Genomic DNA, 22404 nt, shown 5'->3' with positions numbered 1-22404 from the left:
GGATGTTTCAGCTCAGTTCGCGACAAGCGCGATAGACGTCTTTCCAGCCGTCGCGCTCTTTCACCACCGTTTCCAGATACTCACGCCAAACCACTGCATCCTGCACAGGATCTTTCACCACGGCGCCGATCAAGCCTGAGGCGAGATCCGAAGCCGATAGCTTTCCGTCGCCAAAGTGATGGGCCAGACTCATACCGCTGTTCATGACAGAAATGGCTTCAGCAGTGCTGAGCGTAGCGCTGGGGGACTTCAATTTTTCCTTGCCATCCAGGGTCTTGCCTTCACGCAGTTCGCGGAAGATGGTCACCACGCGCTGGATTTCCGCAATAGCGTTGACCTCCACCGGCAACTCCAGCGCGCGCCCCATATCGCTGACGCGTTTGGAGACGATGCTCACTTCTTCTTCAATGGTGGCGGGCGTAGGCAGAATCACTGTGTTGAAGCGACGCTTGAGGGCGCTGGAGAGTTCGTTGACGCCACGGTCGCGGTTATTAGCGGTGGCGATAACGTTGAAGCCGCGCACCGCCTGTACTTCGTCATTGAGCTCGGCAATGGGTAGGTGTTTTTCCGACAGGACTGTGATGAGCGTGTCCTGCACGTCGGACGGAATCCGCGTCAATTCCTCGATACGACAGATCTTGCCCTGAGACATGGCGCGCATCAGCGGAGACTCCACCAACGCATTCCGGCTGGGGCCGTGAGCCAACAGTTGCGCGTAGTTCCAGCCGTAACGCATGGCCTCTTCGCTGGTGCCGGCGGTGCCCTGCACGACTAACGTGGAATCTCCCGACACCGCCGCCGCCAGATGCTCGGACACCCAGGATTTCGCCGTACCGGGCACGCCGTATAACAGTAGCGCGCGATCGGTAGTCAGCGTCGCCACAGCAATTTCCATCAGTCTGCGCGAACCGATGTACTTGGGCGTCACTTCAAAGCCGTTATCCAGCTTGCCGCCCATCAGATAAGTGCATACCGCCCAAGGGGACAGCGCCCAGTTAGCAGGACGCTGACGCTTGTCCACTTCACGCAATGCCTCCAATTCCTGCTGGAACAGTTGCTCCGCATGCTGTCTTAAAATGGCTTGTTCGGTCATGACTGTAGCTCCTTATGGAAATCAACGCGGTTCTTGTACACCGCCAGCAAAGGGTTGGTTCGATCGTCTTGCAAGGGCTCCAGCAGGGAGCGGATTTTTTCGTAAGACGTCAACGAGAACTGATAAGCCAGTTGGTCAATGGTCTGGTGAGCGTCGTAATACCAACTCTCACCTTCGAGTATCTTGGCGCGAATCATCTCCGCGATGGCTTCAGATAATTTGGGCGTCAGACGAGAGAAGGCTTTGAGCTGATATAGAACCGGCAGCCAGAACTGACTGTCTTTCTTCATCGCCGCCTGCAGCGCAGGTAATATCAGCGGCTCGATCTTTTCGGCGGCAAAGCCGGCGGCCAGCCCGCCCAGATATTCCGTCCGCTCAACTTCGGTCAGCGCAGGAAACAGCGTCTCAAAATAAGTCACGTCGCCGTGCAACATAGCGCCTTCGGACAAGGCCAACAGCGCAGCTTCTGCGTAGTCGCTGCGGCGATACAAATCAATGGTCTGTTCTAAAGACGCTTGCAAAATCTCGGCGCTGACGCGCGGAGGCAGCAAAGCCAGCACTTGATAGAACCAGCCCGCCCGTTTGCCCACCTTGGTGCGATTGGGCAAATGCGACAGATCTTCTTTGACGCCCCACTTCTCCCAGGATTTATCAAAATCCTTGGGGGGCTCAATGTTCAGTTGGGACTTCTTCAGCAAAGCCTTTTGTAGCTGCAAAGCGCTGGCTAGCCACTCCCGTAACGGCGTCAACACGGACGCATCGCCCAACTGCGCTAAAAACCGCGTCGCCTGATATCGCACAGGCAAGCTGCGATCATCGACGCAGGCGGCCAGAAATTCAGCGTCGTTGGGATTCAAACCGACTTTCATCACTTCCAGTAACGCAGCGCGCTCCTTGGCGGGCTCGTCTTTCCAGATCGCGTTCAACTGATTCAGCGCGGCGGCTGGGTCCGCCTCACGCAGACGACGAAACGCATCTACTCGGGCCACGCCGCTGAGATGGGCCAGTTCCTCCGATGCGGGAGCGTCGCTGCGCAACGTTTCCCACTTGGGGTTGAGTCCGCATAGCCAGCGCCCGCGCGCGCCCATGACGTGACGCAGACTGACCTGCAATCGCGGCTGGTTAAGCGCTGCGTCAAACAGATCCGCCAATGCTGCCGGCGGCGACACCCGTCCGGCGTCGGCCAGCGTAGTCAGATACTCAGCCAGCAAACGCGTATCTTTGGCGCGCAAGGCGGCGCGTAGTAATTCTTCCGCACGTTCGCTGCATTGCTCAACACTGTCACTCTGAGCCGGCGCTACCGCTAAAGCGCGCTGATGAGACTGTCCCACCAAACGCGTAAAGTTGAACATAACGGCGGCCTTCAGCAGGCGACGCTCCGCCGGCTCCTCGGCCATTTTATCCAGCGCCGCGCCCAACTCCGCCGATGGCGCGGTCCAAGGCGCGTCTTGGGCGTCGCAGCCCAATATCAGACGCTTAACGCTATCGTTCCATTCCTGCATGATGATTCCTGACCTGCATGATAATTTCTGAATAGATCCGACGGCTCAGGCGCCGCTTAAGCAGCGAGCGCCTGACGCGAGGTGACATCGAAATACTGATGTTCGGCCCATACGCCGAGGGGATTGAAACGATCGCCGCACCACTCGCCTACAACGCGCACCGGGTGGCCGCCACTGACGGCCAGCAGTTTCCAAAGATCCCCCGCGCGCTCGGCCAGCGGGACGGCTTTACCGTCAGCGTCAACCAGCCAGAATGCGTCATCTTGCCGCCAGGGAACCACCGCGTCGACGATAAAGGGGTAAGGACCGACCCAGGGATTTCGCGCGAGTAATTGCTCATACTGGTTGAACATCGCATCCAGACTTATTCCGGCGGGGGTCGTATGCGTATCGCCCACATGCTCCGGCGACAGGGTCGCGGCGTCAGCAAATATCGCCCGCAACGGCGAACCGGAGGGATAAAAGTGAGCGTCGCCCCGGATCAGCTGACCGCCGCGCCATCCCATCACCAGGCTGGCGCGTTGCGTTTCATGCGCGAAATTAACTACCTTGGCCATGCGCCCGCTCTCCAGCCCCACCAGATGGATCACCTGCATCACCAACCGCTCTTCCTGAGTCTGACTGTGCGACAACGCCAACCAGACGTCCTTCACAGGCGGCGTGGCCAACAGCTCGTCCTGGCTCCATGGCCAGCCTATTTGCGTACGAATATCCGCCTGCAGATCATCCGCCAATTGCTCCATTCTGCCGTAGGCGTTTAGCAGCAGATACAAACGGCTCAGCGACGCCGCCAGCTCAGACATGCGATCGCCGGTAATAGCCAAAGAGGCCATCTGGCGCACATGATTGGCCAAACCCGGCGCCTGCGCATCCACCATGCGCGACTCCAGATTTTTCCAGTACTGGTAATTCTTGTTCTGCAAGTCCGCCAGCCCGGTACGGGCTACGTCTTCAGCCCATAGCGAGAGTTCTTCTACGCCACGACTGACTTTTTGTTCGCGCTGCCCTTTACGCTTTTCCTGCGCGGCGGCGTCAACCGGCTTCTTGTTCTGAGCGCGCTCGACTTTCTTCTGTTCCCGGTCGGCGCGGCTATCCAGCCATTCAGCAACCCAATCTGGCGCGTCTTGCTGGCGGGTAAAGCCACTCTGTTGCTGGGCATACAGTAGAAACAGCGCGAGCCCGTGCTTACAGGGAAATTTACGGCTCGGGCATGAGCATTTGAACGCAGGACCGGACAGGTCGATGCGGGACATATAAGGCTTCGAACCGCTTCCCTGACAGTGCCCCCAAATGGCGTCATCGTTAAATTCCAATAACGGCCATTTACTTGTGTTGGTGAGTTTCTGTGCGGCTTTGACTGAGGCGCTATCCGGCGCCATGGCGATAATTTGTTCTTGATTCCAGGACACGAATTACAACTTTCCAATATGGGTGGTTGATTAGTGACGAGCGGCGGCCTATTTAAAACAGAATCGGCGGTAATTGTATAGGGCCGTCATTCATAATTCATATTTGCGCTTCGCAGGCAAAGGTTGGGTAGAATAAGTTCGCCTGTGAACGCAAAAAACACAAACTCGTTCCAACATGCAGCTTAAAGACGCGCCATGATTATTCGAGACAGTCAGATTTCCGCCGCCTATCTCCGCGGCCTGGTAGATTATCTCATTCTGAAACGACAGGATGCGTCTTTATTTCTAAAACCTTTCCAGATTTCCGCAGCGGCCATTGGCGAACCGCAGCAACGTCTGCCGACCCGATTATTCGGCGCCATGCTGGAGGCCGCAGGGGCGCTGCTGCATGACGCAAACATTGGGCTGCACGTCGGCGAACAGATTAAACCCGGGCAGTACGGCGTACTCGGACTCAGCGTCATGAACTGTAAAACCCTACGGGAAGCAATCGTAAGGCATGAGCGTTACGAACGACTGGTATGTGATGTTGGACACACCACTTACCGACTCGATGGCGATGAAGTGATTCTAAGTTGGGACAGTTGTTCACCGGACCTGTCGCGGCATATCGCGGAAGAAAATATCGCCAGCTGGACCACTTTCGCCCGCTGGATAACCGGCGCGGATGTGTCCCCTACGCTCATCCGCTTTCAACATTCGCGCCCACAGGATATTCAGGAGCACGAACGTCTTTTCCGTTGTCTCCTGCAATTCTCCTGCGACAGCATTGAAGTGCGCTTTCCCGTCGCCTATCTGGATCTTCCCTTACGCCAACATGACCCCGCCATGCTGGCGCTGCTGGACGAATACGCCGACCGCCTGCTGTTGCAGCTCAACCCGGAGGCGGACTTCAGAGATAAAGTGAAAGCGGCGCTGACGGATCTGCTACAGGCTGGCGACATCAGTCTGAAAAAAACGGCGCAGACGTTGGGGCTTTCTGAGAGGGCGTTGCAACGCCGGCTACAGGAAGAGGGGCGCAGTTACCAGCAGATTTTGGATGACACCCGTAGGGAATTGGCGCTCAGGCAAATCAGTGATAAGCGTCTGGATCTGTCGGAAATCACCTTCTTTCTCGGGTTCGCGGATCAGAGCGCGTTTCAGCGGGCGTTCAAACGATGGACCGGGCGAACGCCGGGGCAATATCGTCGCGAACTGGAACCTGTAAGCTAACTATTCGCAGGCGGCTAATGATAGCTGATGCGATGCGCATCCAGACGCACATCCTTGACCCAGCGCCCCAAAGTGTCCACTTCGCCGTTGTAGCGCTCTTCCCCGGTTGAGGAAAACTCAAACGTATAGGTTCGCGCCAGCCGCATAGAGCCCCGCGCATCCCGCCGCAAACCCAGCTTACGCAGGGCCACGCTGCCGTCGAGAAATTGCAGATCAAGCTCCTGACATTGACGCCTCGCAGCACCAAGAGCGATCTCCCGCACCTTTAGCGCCTCCCACCATCCCCAGAGCGCGATGGCGCAAAGCGTCAGCCAGAACAGGTCGATCAATTGCAGATTCATAGGGTTTCCATCTTTACTATGGAGATAGCTTTCATCATAACGATTTTGCCGCAGGGGACGCTAATCACCCGCAGCGCATCTGACTATTTTTACGCAGTTGAAGTAACGACTTTTACGCAGTTGAAGTAACGACGCAAATCACTTTTTTGGGGGCGAGTCAGGCGTAGGTCAAGTGCATCAACAGATATTCGCCTGTCGGCAACTCGACACCGCGCTCGATTTCGCGCCAGCCGCGATGGCGATAAAAAGCTACTGCAGGCTCATTTTGGGCGGCGACTTTCAGTTGCAATGGCGAGGCATATCGCTGACGGCAAAACTCCAGCAGCGCCGTACCGACGCCATTGTTTTTGAAAGGTTTGTCTACATACAGGTTATGAATGAAGCTCTCCGGCTTCCAGATAGAGATAAATCCCACCGCCACTCCCTCGTGATCGGCGACATACACCTCTTCGTCCCGCACGCTGCCTAAAAAGTCATGGATTGAAAACATATCGGCCTCAATCCAGTAAAACGTCTCCTTGCGCGACTCAAAAAATATCCTGCTTAAATCAGGCGTGTCCGCCGCCGTTGCAGCGCGGATAATCAGCTCATTCAGCTTCATCTGATACCAATCACTCAGTCCTTTTTTTAAACCGTCAACATGGTTCCAGAGCCCACCTGCGAATGCAATGTCGGATTGAGCGCTCCTACGCAACGCCCCCGTATTCGTCATTGGATCGCTCGCAACCTCTTCTAATCAAAGCACATCCCTTAAACCTGGGGTGAACGCATCCGGCGTTAGAAATATTTTTTAATAAATTATTTATTGACAACCACAAACAAAGCTATAGACTCAGGAAAAGGTAGAAAGTAAGCCTATAGTTTTATTTAACACTCCGCTCGATGTTTTATTCATAATCTTCGTCCTGTAGTTTTAAATTCCAGTCTTGTTTTTCCACTTTAAAAACCGCCCGCAAGGCAAATTTTATTCATTTATTTTCAGGAAATTTTTATGTCCGAAACAGTTAAAGGCACTGTTAAATGGTTCAATGAAACTAAAGGTTTTGGTTTTATTCAACAAGAGTCCGGCCCAGACGTATTCGCGCACTTCAGTGCTATCACTGGCAACGGATTCAAAACCCTGACCGAAGGTCAGCAGGTTGAGTTCACCGTCGCCAAAGGACCAAAAGGTCCACAGGCTGAGAACATTGTCTGCTTATAAGCGACAGTGATCAGAGCTACCAAAAATACTATTTTTGTTAGCCCTTTTTCTCAGTGCGAGACCGGGGCGGATATATCGCCGCCTCGGCCGCATGAGTTTAAACCATAATTTGATACGCCTTAACCCGCACAAAGCTTTACGGCATCTCGCCATTGCCTTCCGCACATGTACCTTTATAAGCGCCAGCCGCTTATTTCTTAATAAATTAAAGCATTACCAGCCAATATATCTTGTCGAGTTTTATCTGAACTACACTGAAGCCTCTCTTCATATATCATCCAGAGCAAGTTATCGGCTGTCTTTTCCAAAGAGGAAACACCATGAGCACAGCCTCAATAACTGCAATTAGCGCTCAAGACGCGCAAAAATACGAAAATCCGATTCCCAACCGTGAGTACATTCTCAGTGTGCTTAGCCAGCAGGGTGGGCCTCTTAACCGTGAACAACTGGCCGAACGCCTCAAACTGAGCAGCGATCAGGACCTGGAAGCGCTCAGACGTCGCCTGCGTGCGATGGAGCGTGACGGGCAAATCCTTTTCGATCGCGGAGACTACACGCCAATCAACCCGAATGAGCTGATTTGCGGTCGCGTTATCGGCCGCCGTGAAGGACACGGTTTTCTGGCTCGGGATGAAGGGGGCGAAGATCTGGTTCTGGGTAAAAGCCAAATGCGCAAAGCGATGGACGGCGATCGCGTGCAGGTTCGCATCAGTGGCGTCGACCACCGTGGCCGACAGGAAGCCCAGATCGTCAACGTACTGGAGCGCAACACCACGCAGTTGGTGGGTCGCCTGAAAACCGAATCCGGCGTTCATACGCTGATTCCAGATAACGACCGCATCTGTAACGAGATCATCGTTACGCCGGAAAGCATCGGCGACGCCGTTGACGGACAGTATGTAGTGGTAAGCATCTCCAAGTACGCCCGAAACCGTTCGCCAATGCTGACGGACGTGATTGAAGTGCTTGGCAACGCCATGGCTCCGGGCATGGAAATTGACATCGCCCTCCGTAATCACGACATTCCCTTTATCTGGCCCAAAGACGCCATTCAGGCGGCGAAGCGACTGGGGGCAACAGTCTCTGAAGAAGACAAACTGCACCGGTATGATCTGCGCAGCGTTCCCCTGGTCACCATCGACGGCGAAGACTCCATGGACTTTGACGACGCGCTCTTCTGCCAGCCGCGCAGCAATGGCGGATGGCGTTTATTTGTCGCTATCGCGGACGTCTCTCACTACGTAACGCCGGGCAGCCCGTTGGATCAGGAAGCTCAGAAACGCGGCACATCCGTTTACTTTCCCGGTCGTGTAGAGCCCATGTTGCCGGAAGCGCTGTCCAATGGATTGTGCTCGCTGAATCCTAATGTGGATCGTTTGGCCATGGTCTGCGAAATGTTCATCGACGCAGCGGGCAATCTCGGCAAGTATCAGTTCTACGAAGGGATCATGCGCTCTCACGCCCGTCTGACCTACACTGAGGTGGGCGCGCTGCTGGAGCAGCCGGAATCCCGACTTGGCCAACAGGTGCAACAGCGCTACAGCGACCTGGTTCCTCACCTGCAGGCGTTGCATCAGTTGTACGGCGCGTTGCGACAGGCTCGCAGCAAACGCGGCGCAATTGATTTCGAAACCACGGAAAGTAAGTTTCAATTCGACGCTCAGCGCAAGATCCGCCGCATTGATCCAGTTGTGCGTAACGACGCTCACAAACTGGTGGAAGAATGCATGCTGTGCGCCAATGTCGCGACAGCGCGCTTCCTGCAGAAGCTCAAGCTTCCCGCACTGTATCGGGTTCACCAAGGACCGTTGCAGAAAAAGCTGGAAAGCCTGCGCGCTTTTCTCGGCGAATTGGGATTGTCTCTGGGCGGCGGCAAGCGGCCAACCGCTACGCACTATCGTCGTCTTTTGAACAGCATCAGCGAACGTCCGGATGCGGAAGTCATCCAGTCCATCATGCTGAGATCGCTCAGTCAGGCTGAATACAGCCCAGACAACCAGGGACATTTCGGGCTGGCTTATAGCGCGTACTCTCATTTCACATCGCCGATACGACGTTATCCCGATCTGTTGACCCATCGCGCCATTCGTTCGGTGATCCGGGGCGATGAAAGCGGCGGTAAGCTCAAGCGCGCACTCAAGTCGATTACCGGGCTGGGCGTCGATCCCGTGCGCCGCGTCGACAGCGCCGCCTCTTTGTCGCCATCGCAAAGTTATCCCTACAGCCTGGAGGACATGGTGAAGCTGGGGGAGCAATGTTCTCTCGCATCCCGTCGGGCGGATATGGCCAGTTGGGATGTTGAAGCCTGGCTGAAGTGCGAATACATGCAGGACCGTATTGGCGACGCCTTCGCCGGAACCATCTGCGGAGTGACTAACTTCGGTCTGTTCGTTGAGCTGAAAGGCGTGATGGTTGAAGGTTTGATTCATATCTCTGCGCTACAGGGCGACTATTATCAATTCGACGCCGCCAAACAGCGTTTGATCGGCGAACGCAGTAAAAAGAGCTATGGGCTTGGAGACGCGCTTCAGGTCAAAGTAGTTCGTGTCGACCTGGAACAGCGCAAAATCGAGCTTGAACTGGATAGCCATGAGCAAGCGCCAGGAAACGGGAAAAGCGCCACCGGCAAAAGACGACGCCCGCATGACAAAACTTCCGGCCGCCGCCCAGGAAAATCGAAATCCGCCAGCCGCTACGGGAAAAAGAAATCTGCGGTGGGAGAAAGCGTCCACTAAACCCAGGTTAATTACTTAGCGCAGAATTCAGGATAGGCTGATGGAAAATTGATTGAAGAAGGATAAATTCAATGACTTTGACCGAAATCGCCAACGCCTATTTTACTGACCTGGACGTTAACCCGAGTCGTCCAGTCCTGGAAATGATCCGCGATATGCAGAGCCGGCATATCGCCAAGCACAGCTTTAATAATCTGGCGGTGGCGCTGTCACAGGACATCCAGATCGACAGTGAGTCTGTGTTCAACAAAATCGTGCGCCAGGGCTTCGGCGGCTATTGCTTCGAACACAATAAACTGACCTTCGACGCCCTTTCCGCACAGGGTTTGGATGTCCGCATCCTGCTGGCCCGAGTGGTCTACAACACCGACAACGATGTCCCCCGCACCCACCGCATCACGTTGCTCACGCTGGATGAAGGCCAGTACATTGTCGACACCGGCTTTGGACACTTCGGCGCGCGCTTTCCCATCAAACTCGAAGAGGGTCTGGAGCAGGATCTGGGAGACGCCGTCTATCGCATCGTCAAAAATGCGCGGGGAGATTACTGCTACCAGATTCTGAAGGAAGGCGAGTTTTTTACCCTCTACACCTTTGATCTGGGGCGCTATACCGAAGCGGATTGCCTGACTGGGCATTTTTATTCTCACAAGCATCCCAACGCCGCGTTCCTGCACAATCTGGTGGTGTGCCGTAAGTACTTCAACGACGTGCAGTCATTGCGCAACGGCGAACTGCATCGTATGCGCAACGGCGAAACTACCATTGAGCCGGTCGCCGACGTCGAGACGCTGCACCGCCACCTGACGCAAACCTTTGAGTTGAGCGTGGACGCCGCCGTTTCAGAATTCCTGTTCAATAAATTTATCGCAGAAAAGTCCGCTTAAACGCGGACTCTCCTCGCGCGGAGCGCGAACCTTTCGTTTTTACCCTGATTTTATTCCTTAAAGTGGATTCGACTTATGCACGCGCTCACGAAAGATACGCTGACGCTGTTGCTATGGGTGGCGTTAATGGCGTCCTCCTTTGTGGTATCAGCCGACCTGCCTCAATACGCCAGCCCCATCGCCGGTACGGAGCTGCGTTTTATTCTTGCGACCTTACTGCTGGCGCCGCTGGCGCTGTCCCGTTACGCCCTGTTCAGCGACCTTGGCCTGCTCATGCGCTATGGTTTGATCAGCCTGTTCCTGGTGCTGTTCTTTATCGGGTTGTTTGAAGCGCTGAAAACCACGACTGCGCTGAATACCTCCGTGATCTATACCCTGGTTCCGTTGATGAGCGTGGCGATCAGCCGCATTTTTCTGGGAGCCGGCGTCAACGGCGTTATGTTATGCGGATTCGTCCTTGGCGCCGGCGGCGCGCTCTGGGTTTTGCTCGCCACTCATGGAAGCAGCGCGGAAACGCTCGCCTGGAACGACGGCGACGCGCTATTCCTGCTCGCCTGCGCCAGTCTCGCGCTGCATGTCACGCTAGTCAAAAAGTGGGGCTCCAATACGCCCCCCATTCAAGGGGCGTTTTACATCATGCTGATGGGCGCGGTCCTGATGGCGCCAATTACGATTGTCGCAGGCGATATTGAACAGGTCGCCTGGGGTGAGTTCGATTTCTGGCGGGTGCTGTTATATTTGACCCTGTTCGCCACGATCGCCACTTTTTATCTGCAGCAGCATCTGGTGCAGAAAGTCGGCCCTAACCGCCTGCTGGCGTTCAGTTATCTCATCCCTACATTCGTCGCCATCGGACAGGGTTTCATGCAAGGCCCAGGGCTGTGGTACAGTCTGCCCGGCGTGGCTCTGACGCTGCTCGCCCTGCTGCTGATCTCCGGCGCCTGGTCGCCAGCGGCGCGTAAGCCCCATGTTAGCGACGCACCGGCAAATTGATGTAGAGATGAGGGGACACGATGAATCAGCGGGAAATCGAACGGAGTTTCCTGAATTTTCTCAAGCAATCATTCCACCTGATTGACGCCGTCGACCTGACGGATTTGGATCTGCAGGGCGAAGTGCATTGCTACCGCAAGGGCGACCTGCTGATTCAGCAAGGTCGACCCGCCCCCAAGCTTTACTACTTCGCCAAAGGTTTCGCCCGCTATGTCTGCGTCTCCCCTGAAGGCAAAGAGTTTACTCAGTCCTTCGCCTGCTCGCCCAATATCGCCGGCTCCACCCGCGCCATGGTGCTCAATGCCCCAGCGTTATTCAGCATAGAAGCGCTGGACGACGTACTTTGTCTGGAGTTCGACTGGAGTCATTTCAGCCAGAGCCTGCAACGTCATCCCGGGCTGCTCGCCACCTACACCAAAATGCTGGAAGCCCTGTTCATTGGTAAAGAAGAACGTATCTATGGCTTTGTGCAACTGACGGCGGAGCAACGTTATCTCAACTTCCTGGAACAAAATCCTCAACTGAGCGACAAAATTCCCCTGCAATACATCGCCTCCTATATCGGCATCACCCCTGTGGCGCTCAGCCGCATCCGCAAAAAACTCCGTCTCGACTGAACACCTAACTACCCTCGACGGCTCCTTGGTAGATGGAGGGACAGGCGGAAGGGTGAACAGATGGACGGATTGACGACTCGAATTTGAAAGCAATCCTCAGAGTGCGAGCAAAGTCGTCCATTGCTAAATTCTCCGCCATCAGGTAGACCTTAACCAAGGAGCGCCACCATGAACGCATCAACCAAAGCCATCGCCACAGAAAATGATCCCCGCTGGCGCGCGCTGCTGGAGCGCGACGCCCAGGCGGACGGAAGTTTCTATTACTCAGTGAAGACCACCGGCGTTTATTGTCGTCCATCCTGCGCCGCCAGGACGCCGCGCCCAGAGAACGTATGCTTTTACGATAGCCGCGAAGAAGCGGAGCAGGCGGGATATCGCCCTTGTCGGCGCTGTCGCCCTGACGCTCCGCCTCTGGCCGCGCAGCAGGCGGAGAAAATCGCTGCGGCCTGCCGATTGATCGCTGACTCAGAAACCTTCCCCAGTCTGGATGAATTGGCTCAAAGCGTAGGCATGAGCAAGTTTCACTTCCATCGCCTGTTCAAACAGATCACCGGCCTCACTCCGCGCGGCTACGCCGCCGCACAACGTCAGCAACGCCTCAACAGCGCCCTGCAGAATGCTGAGACGGTGACGGATGCCATCTATGACGCCGGGTACAGTTCCAATGGGCATTTTTATGGGGAATCGGATCACTTTCTCGGCATGACGCCAAGCGACTATCGTCGGGGCGGAACCAACGCGGAAATCCGTTTCGCGGTGGGCGAGTGCGCCCTGGGCGCCATCCTGGTCGCGCAAAGCGCTCGGGGCGTCTGCGCTATTTCACTGGGGGACGAACCTGAAGCCCTTGTGCATGAATTGCAGGATCGCTTTCCCAAAGCGCAACTGATTGGCGACGACGCTGACTTCGAACGCCTGATCGCCAAGGTCGTGGGATTTGTGGAAGCGCCTCAGATCGGGCTCGACCTTCCCCTTGACGTGCGCGGCACCGCCTTTCAACAGCGCGTGTGGCGCGCTTTACAAGAGATTCCCTCAGGCGCGACGGCGAGTTACGCCGATATCGCCCAGCGCATCGGCTCCCCCAAATCCGTGCGCGCGGTGGCGCAGGCTTGCGCCGCCAACCTGCTGGCCGTGGCCATTCCCTGCCATCGCGTAGTGCGCAGCGACGGCGCGCTCTCGGGCTATCGCTGGGGCGTCGAGCGCAAGCAGGCGCTGCTGGAGCGGGAGACGTAGGAATGAACGGTTTTACTGGCGCCGCTGTAATGCAAACACCCGCTACGAGCCTGTCCACGCGTTTGAGCGGCTACGATTGGGAACAAGCGGGTCATGAGTTAACGACCCGCGGCGCCACCATACTGGGTGGATTGCTGAGCGAGCAGGAGTGCGCGGCATTGATCTCCCTGTATGACGAAGCGGAACTCTATCGCAGCAAAGTGATCATGGCGCGTCATGGCTTCGGGCTGGGCGAATACCAATACTTCCGTTATCCCCTGCCCCATCTGGTCTCAGAGTTGCGGGCGCAGGCTTACCCCTATCTTGCGCCCGTGGCGAACCAATGGAACGCCGCCATGAATCTGGACATCAGCTACCCCGAAGCGCATCAGGACTTTATCACACGCTGCCACAACGATGGACAGACGCGCCCGACGCCATTGATCCTTCAATATCAGGAAGGCGACTACAATTGCCTGCACCAGGATTTATATGGCGAACATGTCTTCCCCCTACAACTGGCGGTGTTGCTGTCCGCGCCAGAGCGCGACTTTAGCGGCGGTGAATTTGTGCTGACAGAACAGCGGCCGCGCATGCAGTCCCGCGCGGAAGTGGTTCCACTACGGCAGGGCGATGGGGTAATCTTCGCAGTGCATCATCGCCCTGTACGAGGCGTCCGAGGCGTGTATCGCGTCACCATGCGCCATGGCGTCAGCCGGGTGCGCTCAGGCAGGCGCTATACGCTGGGAGTGATTTTTCATGACGCCAAGGGTTAAATTTCTCAGCAAGATCCAGGTCTGACAAACGGCCGCAATTGACATTGATGGACTTATTCATGACAGCAGAGCACAGCGACAAGCAGTTCCATATCCAACCCGGCGTTGGCATCGGCGATTTGATATTCGGCCTTGGCAGAGAAGACGTGGAAAAATTGCTGGGTGCGCCGGATAAAGAGCATGTCAACGACTACAACGACGTCTTCCTGCATTATCACGAAAAACAGCTGGCGCTGAGGTTTGACCATGACAGCGATCTCCGCCTGTCGTGGATTGAGTGTCACAACCCCAAGGCGGTTTTGTTTGGACAAACACTGATCGGAGAACCCCAGGGAGAGGTCCTCACAGTGATCCAAAATCATCATGCAGGAAAGTCTGAAGTCGATGAATTTCTGTCGTTCGAAAGTCATACCTATCACGATATCTGGACAGAATTTCAATTCACTTTAGGCCGTCTTACCAACATTAACTTCGGCTATGTGTTTGACGAGGACCATGAGCCCGTCTGGCCTGAGCGCAGTAGTTAAACTGCGCTTCCCACTTAACCTCCGCCTGTTCTTCTAAACGCTCGCCGCGACCTGACTTGGACGCGTCGAAAAAATTAGCAGTCGCCTTCACGCCGGCCAAAGATAGGCTTGCAGGGATATGCAGGCCATTCTTTCTTTGATGGGATCTTTCCCAGCCTCCGATTTTCCAGACAGTCCCGTCAGGTTACTTTACAACCAGCCCTGATCAACCTCGCCGAAAAGCTGACAATTACTCGATTTATAAAGCCCATAGCCCTGACTGGCTTAAGACTTGCTGGTTGTCACAGTTCATCACATTAGCAGTGGAAGTACGTGATTATAAAAGTCAGGGCGCCACTCGCTGTTTCCAGGCGCTGCTCCGATAAGATCTACCAAGGAGAAGGGATATATGGTGGACAAAAAGCGCACGATCTCCTTCCTGTATATTGCAGCTCATGTCTTTGTATTTCTGATTGGCTGTCTGTTAATTCAGACATCCTTCGCACAAGAAGATGGCGACGTCTGGCCCACGCCGAACGGGCTTGTCGCTCCCTCGATGCTATTGACCCGCAGCTCACCGTTCGATCCTCCGGACACTGACAGTTTCGTCGCGGACGATGGCCCCGGTCTGGATACGGGATGCACGTTCAATACCAGCCCTGAACACCCGCTCATGATCGACGTCATGATTGACGTTTCCGTCGGGCCGGTGGACGGGGACGGCTACTTGATCGATCCCACTCCCCTCATCGCCCAGGGAATCATTCCCGCCACCGTGGACATCATTCTGCCCGCCTTCGATGTGGACTATAACGGCTCACCGCCGCCGGAACGCGATGAAGTTGTCTTCAACGGAACCAGTCTGGGCCTGTTGACCGGCGACAACAATGTCTGGAAGCTGAACACCTTCACAGTAGGCATCGAAAACATTAAGTTTCCTGCGCCGCCTGCGCCCGGAACGCCTCCCGCTCCTCGCGCCAACCGCGTCCAGGTCAACATCGACACGCTCAGCACCGGCCGCTGGTGCACCGCCGTCGATTGGGTGGCGCTGATTCTCCCGGTGGAGCCGAAAGTCGCGCTAACGCTGGAGCCCACTATCTCCAACCCCGTACGCGTCAATGACCTCGCCTCTAATGACTTGATTGACGTGATCTACCAGCAAACCAGCGACGCCAGCTGCAACCTGACGGAAGTGATCGGGCCGAAAGACGACTATCCTTTCTCCGGGCCAGCGGAATCCGGATGGTTCGGCTCTGGCGAGGTCAAGATACGCACCCGTCTGGACGCCTGTCCCACAGGCAGCCTGCCCTCGGATGCGGAAGTCGAAGCCTCCTGGACAATTGTCGGCACGTCGTTGCACGGCACGGAAGTCTGGTCTGGGCCGGAGGGCGACATGACGCTCACCATGCCGGACGTCATCGGCGGCTATGACGTCGAGTTTGAATACAAAGTGGATGGCGACGCTCTGCCCACCATCACCCGCAAACTCTACGTCACCAAAACCACGCCGATCACGGCTGGCGCGCCCCGCATTTCCTGGTACGAGCACGCCACTGACTGGGCCAGTGGTTTGATTGATGAAGGCGACGTGCTGGAGCATCTGCTCAGCGGCGGCTATGCCTATGGCGGCTTGAACTGGCGTTACGGTTACAGCTTCGGCGCCGCCGTCAAATGCAATTGGAGTCAACTCAGCGCCGACCCGATCACCTGTGACTACTCCGACTGCTATGTATTCAGCGATGTGTTTGAAAACATGGCGGCCACATTAGGAATTGGCGGACTCAGCGCGGTGCGCACTGACGGGCGCGGCAATGGCTTCGTCACCACCGGCGCGCCATCGCTTGACCCCGCCTTTACCGGCAGCGCCCGCCCCTTCGCCGGCGGGCCTTATGACAAGTATGAGTTCTCCAGTCACAGCCTGCGCAGTCGCGGTTTTTTCTTTCCCGATTATTACGACGCCACCTTTAACGGCATTTATTCCGCCGTGGATGAGTTCATCCTCTGGAACCATAACGGCGCGGTCGACTACGACGCGGATGGCGGCTATCTGGAAACCTTCGAAGGCGCCAAGGTGTATCCGGTTCCCGGCGCCCACTCTTACGATTCATGGGGGGATTACAAATACAAAGCGCCGGCGCCACTGGCCTTGCTCGCCTCAGCCAACAACGATCAGGGAGTGATGATGATAGAGCCTGACCTCAGTATTCCCGGCGACGTCGACTACGTGACGCCGGACTCCAACAGCGACGGGGCGTATGAAGCCTTAATCGCCAATGTGCGCGTGGACGTCAATCGCGCAGGCGTCTATCTGGTGATGGCGACCTTGCGTAAGAACGGCGAAGTGGTCGCCAATATTCCTGAGTTTGAGTCGATGAAATTCACCCAGGACACCGTCGGCGACGACCCGGGGCAGTACTCCGCCAAGCTGAAGTTTTCCGGCGAGCAGATCCTGCGCTCCGGCAAAGACGGCCCTTATGAAGTCAAGATAATCGCATTCGCCGAGGGCTCAACGCCAGTGCAGGCCGTACTGACGACGCCCGCGTATGCTCACGGCCAGTTTGGCGAGAAAGGCTCGCACCTGACGGATATCGCTGAGGCCGCCGTGGATACTGACGGCGACTCCCGCTATGACTATCTGGAAGCCGTGGTGCAGGCGAAAGTCTCCAAGGAAGGCGAGTACATGCTGCAGGGCGTTTTGATGAAGGCGGGCAAAACGGTCGCCAACGCGACGGAACGCTTCCCTCTCGCCAATGGCCCTCACAGCCTGACCCTGCGCTTCCCCGGCTCCACCATTTTCCGCTCCGGCGAGGACGGCCCATATGAGTTGGTGGTGGGCCTGTTCAATGCCGATGGAGAACGTCAGGCGGATATTGGCGCGATGACTCAGGCGTATCACCATGGCGAGTTCGAAGGACTGCTGGACGTCACCGGCGCCTTTTCCGATCAGGGCGTGGACACCAATGGCAACGGACTGTTCGAGCAACTGAAAATCCAGTTCAGCGCAGACCTGAGAGCTGCCGGAACCTTCATGACGTCCGCCGCGTTGCGCAACGCATCCGGTCCTTTGGCGGTATACATGGATGAGGTCAAGACCTTCAGCCACGGTGAGCAAACCATCACGCTGACCTTCTCCGGTCCTGAAATCAACCAGTTGGAGTTAGATGGGCCCTATTTCGTCAGAGTAACGCTGCGTCATCCCGATACGCTGGAGATTATCGACCAGGTCGCCATCAGCGATGCGACCGCACCTTACAGCCACAGTGACTTTGAGCCGATATCAACCCCCGGCGCTATCGTACTGACCGGCGCTTCCAGCGACGCCGGTGTCGATAACAACGGCAACGGGCTTTTTGACTTGCTTCGCGTCAAGGTTGGCGTCTCTCTCGCCAAGTCCGACGTCTATACCTGGAGTGCAAGGCTGCTGGACGTTAAGGGCAATGAGATCGGCTTCCACGCCAAAACCGGCGCGCTCAATAAGGGAGATTCGGAGATTGAATTCAATTTCGCCGGGCTTCCCATCGGCCAAAACGGCATTGCCGGCCCTTACTACGTGCGGGGCTTGCTGATGTATGGCTCCAGCGGCGGCAATCTGGTGGCGAGCAGCGTGGCGACGACCAAGGGCTACGCCGCCAGCGAGTTTGAAGGCTTTGTCGGCCCCGTCAAAGGCGATGTTGATGGCGACGGCGACGTGGATCGGGATGATCTGAACGTCGTAGTGTCCGCTCGTAACACGCCGGCGACAGGCAGTGATGACCCCAGGGATCTGGATGGCGACGGCATGATCACCAGTCTGGACGCCCGCCAGCTGCGGCTGCTGTGCACCCGGCCGTACTGCGCGACGCAGTGAGCGCCGTCGCCCTGTCGTTTTGACGTTTATATTCACTCACAAGCACTAACCGGAAACCGGAGCGACGGCGCAAGCCGCCCGCTCCGGCCTCAACCCCACAGGGAGAACTTCTATGTCCACCTCTCGGTTGTTGTCTATCGTACATGTGTTGAAAAGCGTTCTGGCGTCGTTTCTATTAACTTTCGGCATAGCGGTGTTTTGCGGCACGCAGGCCCAGGCCGCAGTCATTACCGTTCTGCCTTCCACCTCCACAGTACTCCCGGGCCAGCTGTTTACTGTCGATATTTCCATCAACGGTCTGGCGCCCGGCGGCGCGCCGTCGTTATCCACCTTTGACCTCAATTTAAGCTTTGATCCCGGCGCCGTCGCTATCGACGCCACCGACGCGGACGGCAATGGCGTGATGGACAGCGTCGCGCTGGACCCACACGGCCAGTTGGATGTTCTGGGGCTTGGTTTGAATCCCATGTCAGCCGAACTTCTCGCGCCCGGGGAACTGAACCTGTTCGATCTGTCTCTGGATATTCCTGCGGATCTGGACGCCCATCAGGACAATTCCTTTCTGCTCGCGTCTCTCAGTTTCACCGCCCTGTCGTCGGGATTCAGCTATTTTTCCGTGGTCGTCAACTCACTGGGAAATTCTCTCGGCAATCCTATTGCAGCGACCGTCAATAACGGCGGCGTGACGATCGTGGCGGAGCCCGCTCTATTCCAGAGTCTGTTTATCGGCGGTCTGATGTGGATAGGTATGGCGGGATTGCGTAAACGAGGCGCACAGGTCGTATAAAGGCCAACCTGACCCACGCCACTGTCGGAGTCCAACTCCGGCAGTGGCGCTAACAGCTTGATGTAAGTCTACTCAAACACTTCCTTGCGGAAATACGGCGCCGGCCGCTCGTCCATCACTTCAAAGGCTTTTACGCTGGTGTAGATCTGACCCTCGCCGTTACTCACGATGACTCTCAAATAGTGCGAGCCTTGCTCCAGGTCCGCGGGAATAGCAACAGTCCAGATATGATTAGAGGATTCCGTCCACATGGACGCGCCGGAGGGTTGCGGATCGGCGACGCCAAAACGGGAGCCGTTAAACAACTCAAACCCCTGCGCCCGCTCTTCTCCTGATTCACTCTTGGCGGCATAGCGATACACATACATCTGCTTCTTCAGGGCGAAAGGATCGAGGCTATTGCTCTTGCCTTCACCGGTCCCACTCTGAGTACGCACGGCTTCAACCAGAGGACCATCGTCGATATGCGTCCACACCTGCGTATTTTTGGAGCCGTTCCACACATTGATGATCGCACTGACGCCGCCAGCGAAATCAGCGTCGGTCAAAATGCTGGTGTCCGGTAAATCATTAAGATTCAAGGGCGGCGTCGGCGAACGGGAGCCTTCGGGCGTCAACGCCCACTCTTTCAGAGACTGATACCAGTTCAAAAAGGTCGGCGACAGGAAGTCCACGGACATTTGCTCCTGTGGGTCCTTGCCGGCGGCTTTGAAAGTACTGGTGAACTGCGATCCCTTAAACTCAAAGAGCATATATCCACGCGGCGCTCCCATGCGCTGGATGGACATCGGCAGGTTGTTATCGTCAAAGTCGCCGGACCACCATGAGCCCGCCGTAGCGCCGGTAATAATGTGCGGGATTGGCGTGGGACCCGCCCCCACCGCTTCGTCCCATCCCTGATAGAACTCGCCGGCGACGATGTTTTCCAGGTTATGCGTATGCCCCGCCAGCGCCAGCGCGGGACGCCCCTGCAACAACTCATACAGCCAGGCGACGTTATCCGTCTGATGCTTGGTGGAGCCCATATCCGAAAACGACACCAACGGAATATGCATGTTCAGCACGATCAACTTATGTTCCGACGTCGCGGCGATATCGTTGGTCAGCCACTCCACCTGCGCTTCATCAATGACGCCGTTATAGGTGGGAGCAGTCGCCGGATTGTCGCAATAGTCATGTTTGCCGTCAGCATTGTCCGACTCGGGCGTGCAGGGATAGCGTACATTATCCAGCACGACAAAATGCACGTCGCCGACTTCAAAGGAGTAGTAGGCGGGTCCCCACTCGCGCTTGAACGTATCCAGGCTGTGCTTATCGCTGGTGGCGTCATTGTCGATATCATGGTTGCCCGGCGTCAGATAGACCGGCACGCCAGCTATGCTCATCGTCTTTTTCAGACGGGGGTATAGACCCAGATCATCGCCAATGATGTCGCCTTCAATCATCACCAGTTCCAGATCCTGCCTCGCCGCCAGCTCTGCGGCCAGAGAGTCGCGCACGTAACCAACTTCGTTGTTGGAATAGGGCTGCGTGTCGCCGGATACGGCAATTTTGAAGTGTTTCTTATAAGGGCCCCGCACCATGGGGAAATTCACCGCCTTCGGCTGCGGTCCGCTGGCTGGCAACCCGCCAAAGCGCAGCTCCGGCGAACCGTTGGGAATATGGTGATAGGAAAACTGCGGGACGTTGTCTTCGTTGACCGGCAAATCGAAACCGGCCGGCTTGGTGACGAACAGGGTGAATGCATTCAGGCCGCGGGATTTCGCGGGTAATTTGTAATAACCGCGATAGTCCGTCAGCGCCACATCATATCCGTTGGACACCCGCACCCGTGGCAATCCGCGCTCGCCACGATCCAGCTTGCCGTTACGGTTACGATCTTCAAAAACCCGACCTTCCGCAAATTCCCGTGTGACCTCACCGTTGTCGGAGGGAATTACTTCCACTCCGCCACGATACAATTCCGGGCGTCCGCCCAACCCGTTGAAAGCGTCCGCTGACACCGTCGGCGCCGCATCAGCCAGCCCGGCGAACGCCGCGCTCACGCCTATAATGAATGGGGTTATGGTTTTCACAATGCCTCCTTTTGTTGCATGAATTCCTTTGTCTTGAGCTAAGGAGTGTACATCGTAAAAGTGCAAAGTGACGTTATAAGGTCATGTTTGTAAAAGTTATTTTGCAGGGATCAAATTAATGGTGGATGGGCTGGACGATAGCCCGATTGCGTGCTTCAGCAAGCAGGTTAAGACGCTGGTTAGAGGATATTTCAGCTTATGAGAATGTCTGGCTTTCTGTCTCAACTGTTCAGGGAAATCATTATCCCCCTCGCCATCATAGCGGCGTTGATCGGCGCCGTTATCGCCCTGCGATGGGGACTGGAGCATTCAATCCAGACATTTTGCGAGGACCTCCCGCAAGGCGCGTTAATGGAGACCGTCATTCAAGAAGCCGAGGCCAAGGGATTCATTGTAATGCGCGACGGCGCCGCGTCAGACAAGTTAAGCATCCTGAACCATCAAGCGCCGTTCTTCCGGGTGGCCTGTCAGTGTGAGTTTTCGGATGGAAGGCTGCAAACTAAGCGACTATTGCAGGCGGACTAGCGCTTAAGCGTGTGGCTACTCATTCAGGAACAGCGCGTCGATTCTCGGCTTGTCCTGATCCAGAATCCAATCGTTACAGCGAACGTATACTTCTCTCAGAGCGCTACGATTTGTCGCAATGACATCCAGGCCACGATCATCGTACAAATGAAGGATCATACCTTTTGTTCGGTTCACGAAATAACAGCGCCCACGCAACGACGGTTTCCGTTGAGGAAAATCCGTGTTCACAATGGATAAAAACAGGTTTGCATAGTTCACTTCTTTGGAGGTTGCTCCAGTCACATACGCGATTTTCCGATATTGGCCTCTAGCGCCATCCACCTTTCTCGATGCAAAGGTTACATGCTTGCGCGCCGAATCATTTATCTGGCGTAAAACATAACTCTTCATTTTTATTTTACGGCGACGATGGCCAAGAATTTCATATACAACGTCCACGTCGTCGGATTCTGAAAAGACCGCATTACAGATAGATACCGCTCGTAGTAGGGCATTTTCAAAATAAAGGGTATTCAAAACGCCGTTTTCAAAATCGCGCCAGACACCGGCTTCCGGCGACCCGATCTCGAACCGGACTCCAATAGGCCACCTGTAAAACAAGGGGGACGCCAACTCGAGCCCCTTGAAGTTATTTTGAAGATAGCGGCACACTGAGTTTTCCATTTGCACTCTCTTTCAAACCCTTT

The 22404-nt window shown here is 55.9% G+C and carries 19 protein-coding genes; 12 read left to right on the top strand and 7 right to left on the bottom strand.

What is annotated here, in order from left to right; translation table 11 throughout:
• Positions 1 to 7: 7 nt before the first annotated feature.
• The 3 genes from KP814_RS12035 to KP814_RS12025 are packed head-to-tail and all read right to left on the bottom strand — an operon-like array spanning position 8 to position 4004.
• Positions 8 to 1093 carry an AAA family ATPase gene (locus KP814_RS12035; protein WP_216737000.1) on the bottom strand — a complete coding sequence of 362 codons (1086 nt, stop codon included), beginning with the start codon at positions 1091 to 1093 and terminating at the stop codon, positions 8 to 10.
• Positions 1090 to 2595 carry a DUF5691 domain-containing protein gene (locus KP814_RS12030; RefSeq protein WP_216736999.1) on the bottom strand — a complete coding sequence of 502 codons (1506 nt, stop codon included), beginning with the start codon at positions 2593 to 2595 and terminating at the stop codon, positions 1090 to 1092. Before KP814_RS12030 ends, KP814_RS12035 begins: the two co-directional genes overlap by 4 nt.
• A gap of 56 nt (positions 2596 to 2651) precedes the next feature.
• Positions 2652 to 4004 (bottom strand): SWIM zinc finger family protein, encoded by a 1353-nt coding sequence (locus tag KP814_RS12025; RefSeq protein WP_216736998.1) that lies wholly within the window; start codon positions 4002 to 4004, stop codon positions 2652 to 2654.
• Between the two features lie 195 nt (positions 4005 to 4199).
• Between KP814_RS12025 and KP814_RS12020 the strand changes: the two genes are divergently transcribed.
• Positions 4200 to 5216: an AraC family transcriptional regulator gene (locus tag KP814_RS12020; protein WP_216736997.1), complete on the top strand. Its 1017-nt coding sequence runs from the start codon at positions 4200 to 4202 to the stop codon at positions 5214 to 5216.
• A gap of 14 nt (positions 5217 to 5230) precedes the next feature.
• Here the strand turns inward: KP814_RS12020 and KP814_RS12015 are convergent, their stop codons facing one another.
• A complete protein-coding gene (locus KP814_RS12015; RefSeq protein ID WP_216736996.1) occupies positions 5231 to 5557 on the bottom strand; it encodes a DUF3301 domain-containing protein in 327 nt (108 codons plus the stop codon).
• 157 nt (positions 5558 to 5714) lie between these two features.
• Positions 5715 to 6269 carry a GNAT family N-acetyltransferase gene (locus KP814_RS12010; RefSeq protein WP_216736995.1) on the bottom strand — a complete coding sequence of 185 codons (555 nt, stop codon included), beginning with the start codon at positions 6267 to 6269 and terminating at the stop codon, positions 5715 to 5717.
• Positions 6270 to 6548: 279 nt separating this feature from the next.
• Here KP814_RS12010 and KP814_RS12005 point away from each other — a divergent pair, with 279 nt between their 5' ends.
• From KP814_RS12005 to KP814_RS11960, 10 genes are all read left to right on the top strand, one after another.
• The gene (locus KP814_RS12005; RefSeq protein WP_216736994.1) at positions 6549 to 6758 is read left to right on the top strand and encodes a cold-shock protein; all 210 of its coding nucleotides are present in this window, start codon (positions 6549 to 6551) and stop codon (positions 6756 to 6758) included.
• A gap of 320 nt (positions 6759 to 7078) precedes the next feature.
• Positions 7079 to 9493 (top strand): ribonuclease R, encoded by a 2415-nt coding sequence (rnr, locus tag KP814_RS12000; protein WP_216736993.1) that lies wholly within the window; start codon positions 7079 to 7081, stop codon positions 9491 to 9493.
• Between the two features lie 71 nt (positions 9494 to 9564).
• A complete protein-coding gene (locus KP814_RS11995; RefSeq protein ID WP_216736992.1) occupies positions 9565 to 10380 on the top strand; it encodes an arylamine N-acetyltransferase in 816 nt (271 codons plus the stop codon).
• A gap of 75 nt (positions 10381 to 10455) precedes the next feature.
• Positions 10456 to 11373 (top strand): DMT family transporter, encoded by a 918-nt coding sequence (locus tag KP814_RS11990; RefSeq protein ID WP_216736991.1) that lies wholly within the window; start codon positions 10456 to 10458, stop codon positions 11371 to 11373.
• Between the two features lie 20 nt (positions 11374 to 11393).
• Positions 11394 to 11990 (top strand): Crp/Fnr family transcriptional regulator, encoded by a 597-nt coding sequence (locus tag KP814_RS11985; RefSeq protein ID WP_127973183.1) that lies wholly within the window; start codon positions 11394 to 11396, stop codon positions 11988 to 11990.
• A gap of 168 nt (positions 11991 to 12158) precedes the next feature.
• Positions 12159 to 13220 carry a bifunctional DNA-binding transcriptional regulator/O6-methylguanine-DNA methyltransferase Ada gene (gene ada, locus KP814_RS11980; RefSeq protein WP_216736990.1) on the top strand — a complete coding sequence of 354 codons (1062 nt, stop codon included), beginning with the start codon at positions 12159 to 12161 and terminating at the stop codon, positions 13218 to 13220.
• Positions 13221 to 13222: 2 nt separating this feature from the next.
• Positions 13223 to 13975, top strand: coding sequence for a 2OG-Fe(II) oxygenase (locus KP814_RS11975; protein ID WP_216736989.1), 753 nt, complete (start codon positions 13223 to 13225; stop codon positions 13973 to 13975).
• Positions 13976 to 14034: 59 nt separating this feature from the next.
• On the top strand, positions 14035 to 14502 hold the full coding sequence (locus tag KP814_RS11970; RefSeq protein WP_216736988.1) for a hypothetical protein: 468 nt from the start codon (positions 14035 to 14037) through the stop codon (positions 14500 to 14502).
• Between the two features lie 388 nt (positions 14503 to 14890).
• The gene (locus KP814_RS11965; protein ID WP_216736987.1) at positions 14891 to 18328 is read left to right on the top strand and encodes a hypothetical protein; all 3438 of its coding nucleotides are present in this window, start codon (positions 14891 to 14893) and stop codon (positions 18326 to 18328) included.
• Between the two features lie 112 nt (positions 18329 to 18440).
• Positions 18441 to 19115 (top strand): hypothetical protein, encoded by a 675-nt coding sequence (locus KP814_RS11960; protein WP_216736986.1) that lies wholly within the window; start codon positions 18441 to 18443, stop codon positions 19113 to 19115.
• Positions 19116 to 19183: 68 nt separating this feature from the next.
• On the opposite strand, the gene KP814_RS11955 is transcribed toward KP814_RS11960, so the two are convergent.
• Complete coding sequence (locus KP814_RS11955) at positions 19184 to 21190, bottom strand: calcineurin-like phosphoesterase C-terminal domain-containing protein (RefSeq protein WP_216736985.1); 2007 nt, start codon at positions 21188 to 21190, stop codon at positions 19184 to 19186.
• 198 nt (positions 21191 to 21388) lie between these two features.
• Here KP814_RS11955 and KP814_RS11950 point away from each other — a divergent pair, with 198 nt between their 5' ends.
• Positions 21389 to 21715 carry a hypothetical protein gene (locus KP814_RS11950; protein ID WP_216736984.1) on the top strand — a complete coding sequence of 109 codons (327 nt, stop codon included), beginning with the start codon at positions 21389 to 21391 and terminating at the stop codon, positions 21713 to 21715.
• A 15-nt stretch (positions 21716 to 21730) separates the two neighbouring features.
• Here KP814_RS11950 and KP814_RS11945 read toward each other — a convergent pair whose 3' ends face one another.
• Positions 21731 to 22381, bottom strand: coding sequence for a DUF3885 domain-containing protein (locus tag KP814_RS11945; protein ID WP_216736983.1), 651 nt, complete (start codon positions 22379 to 22381; stop codon positions 21731 to 21733).
• Between the last annotated feature and the right edge of the window lie 23 nt (positions 22382 to 22404).

This window comes from Hahella sp. HN01 (genome assembly GCF_018986435.1).
In the GTDB taxonomy this organism is placed as follows: Bacteria; Pseudomonadota; Gammaproteobacteria; order Pseudomonadales; family Oleiphilaceae; genus Hahella.
This window is presented reverse-complemented; position numbering and strand designations above follow the sequence as displayed.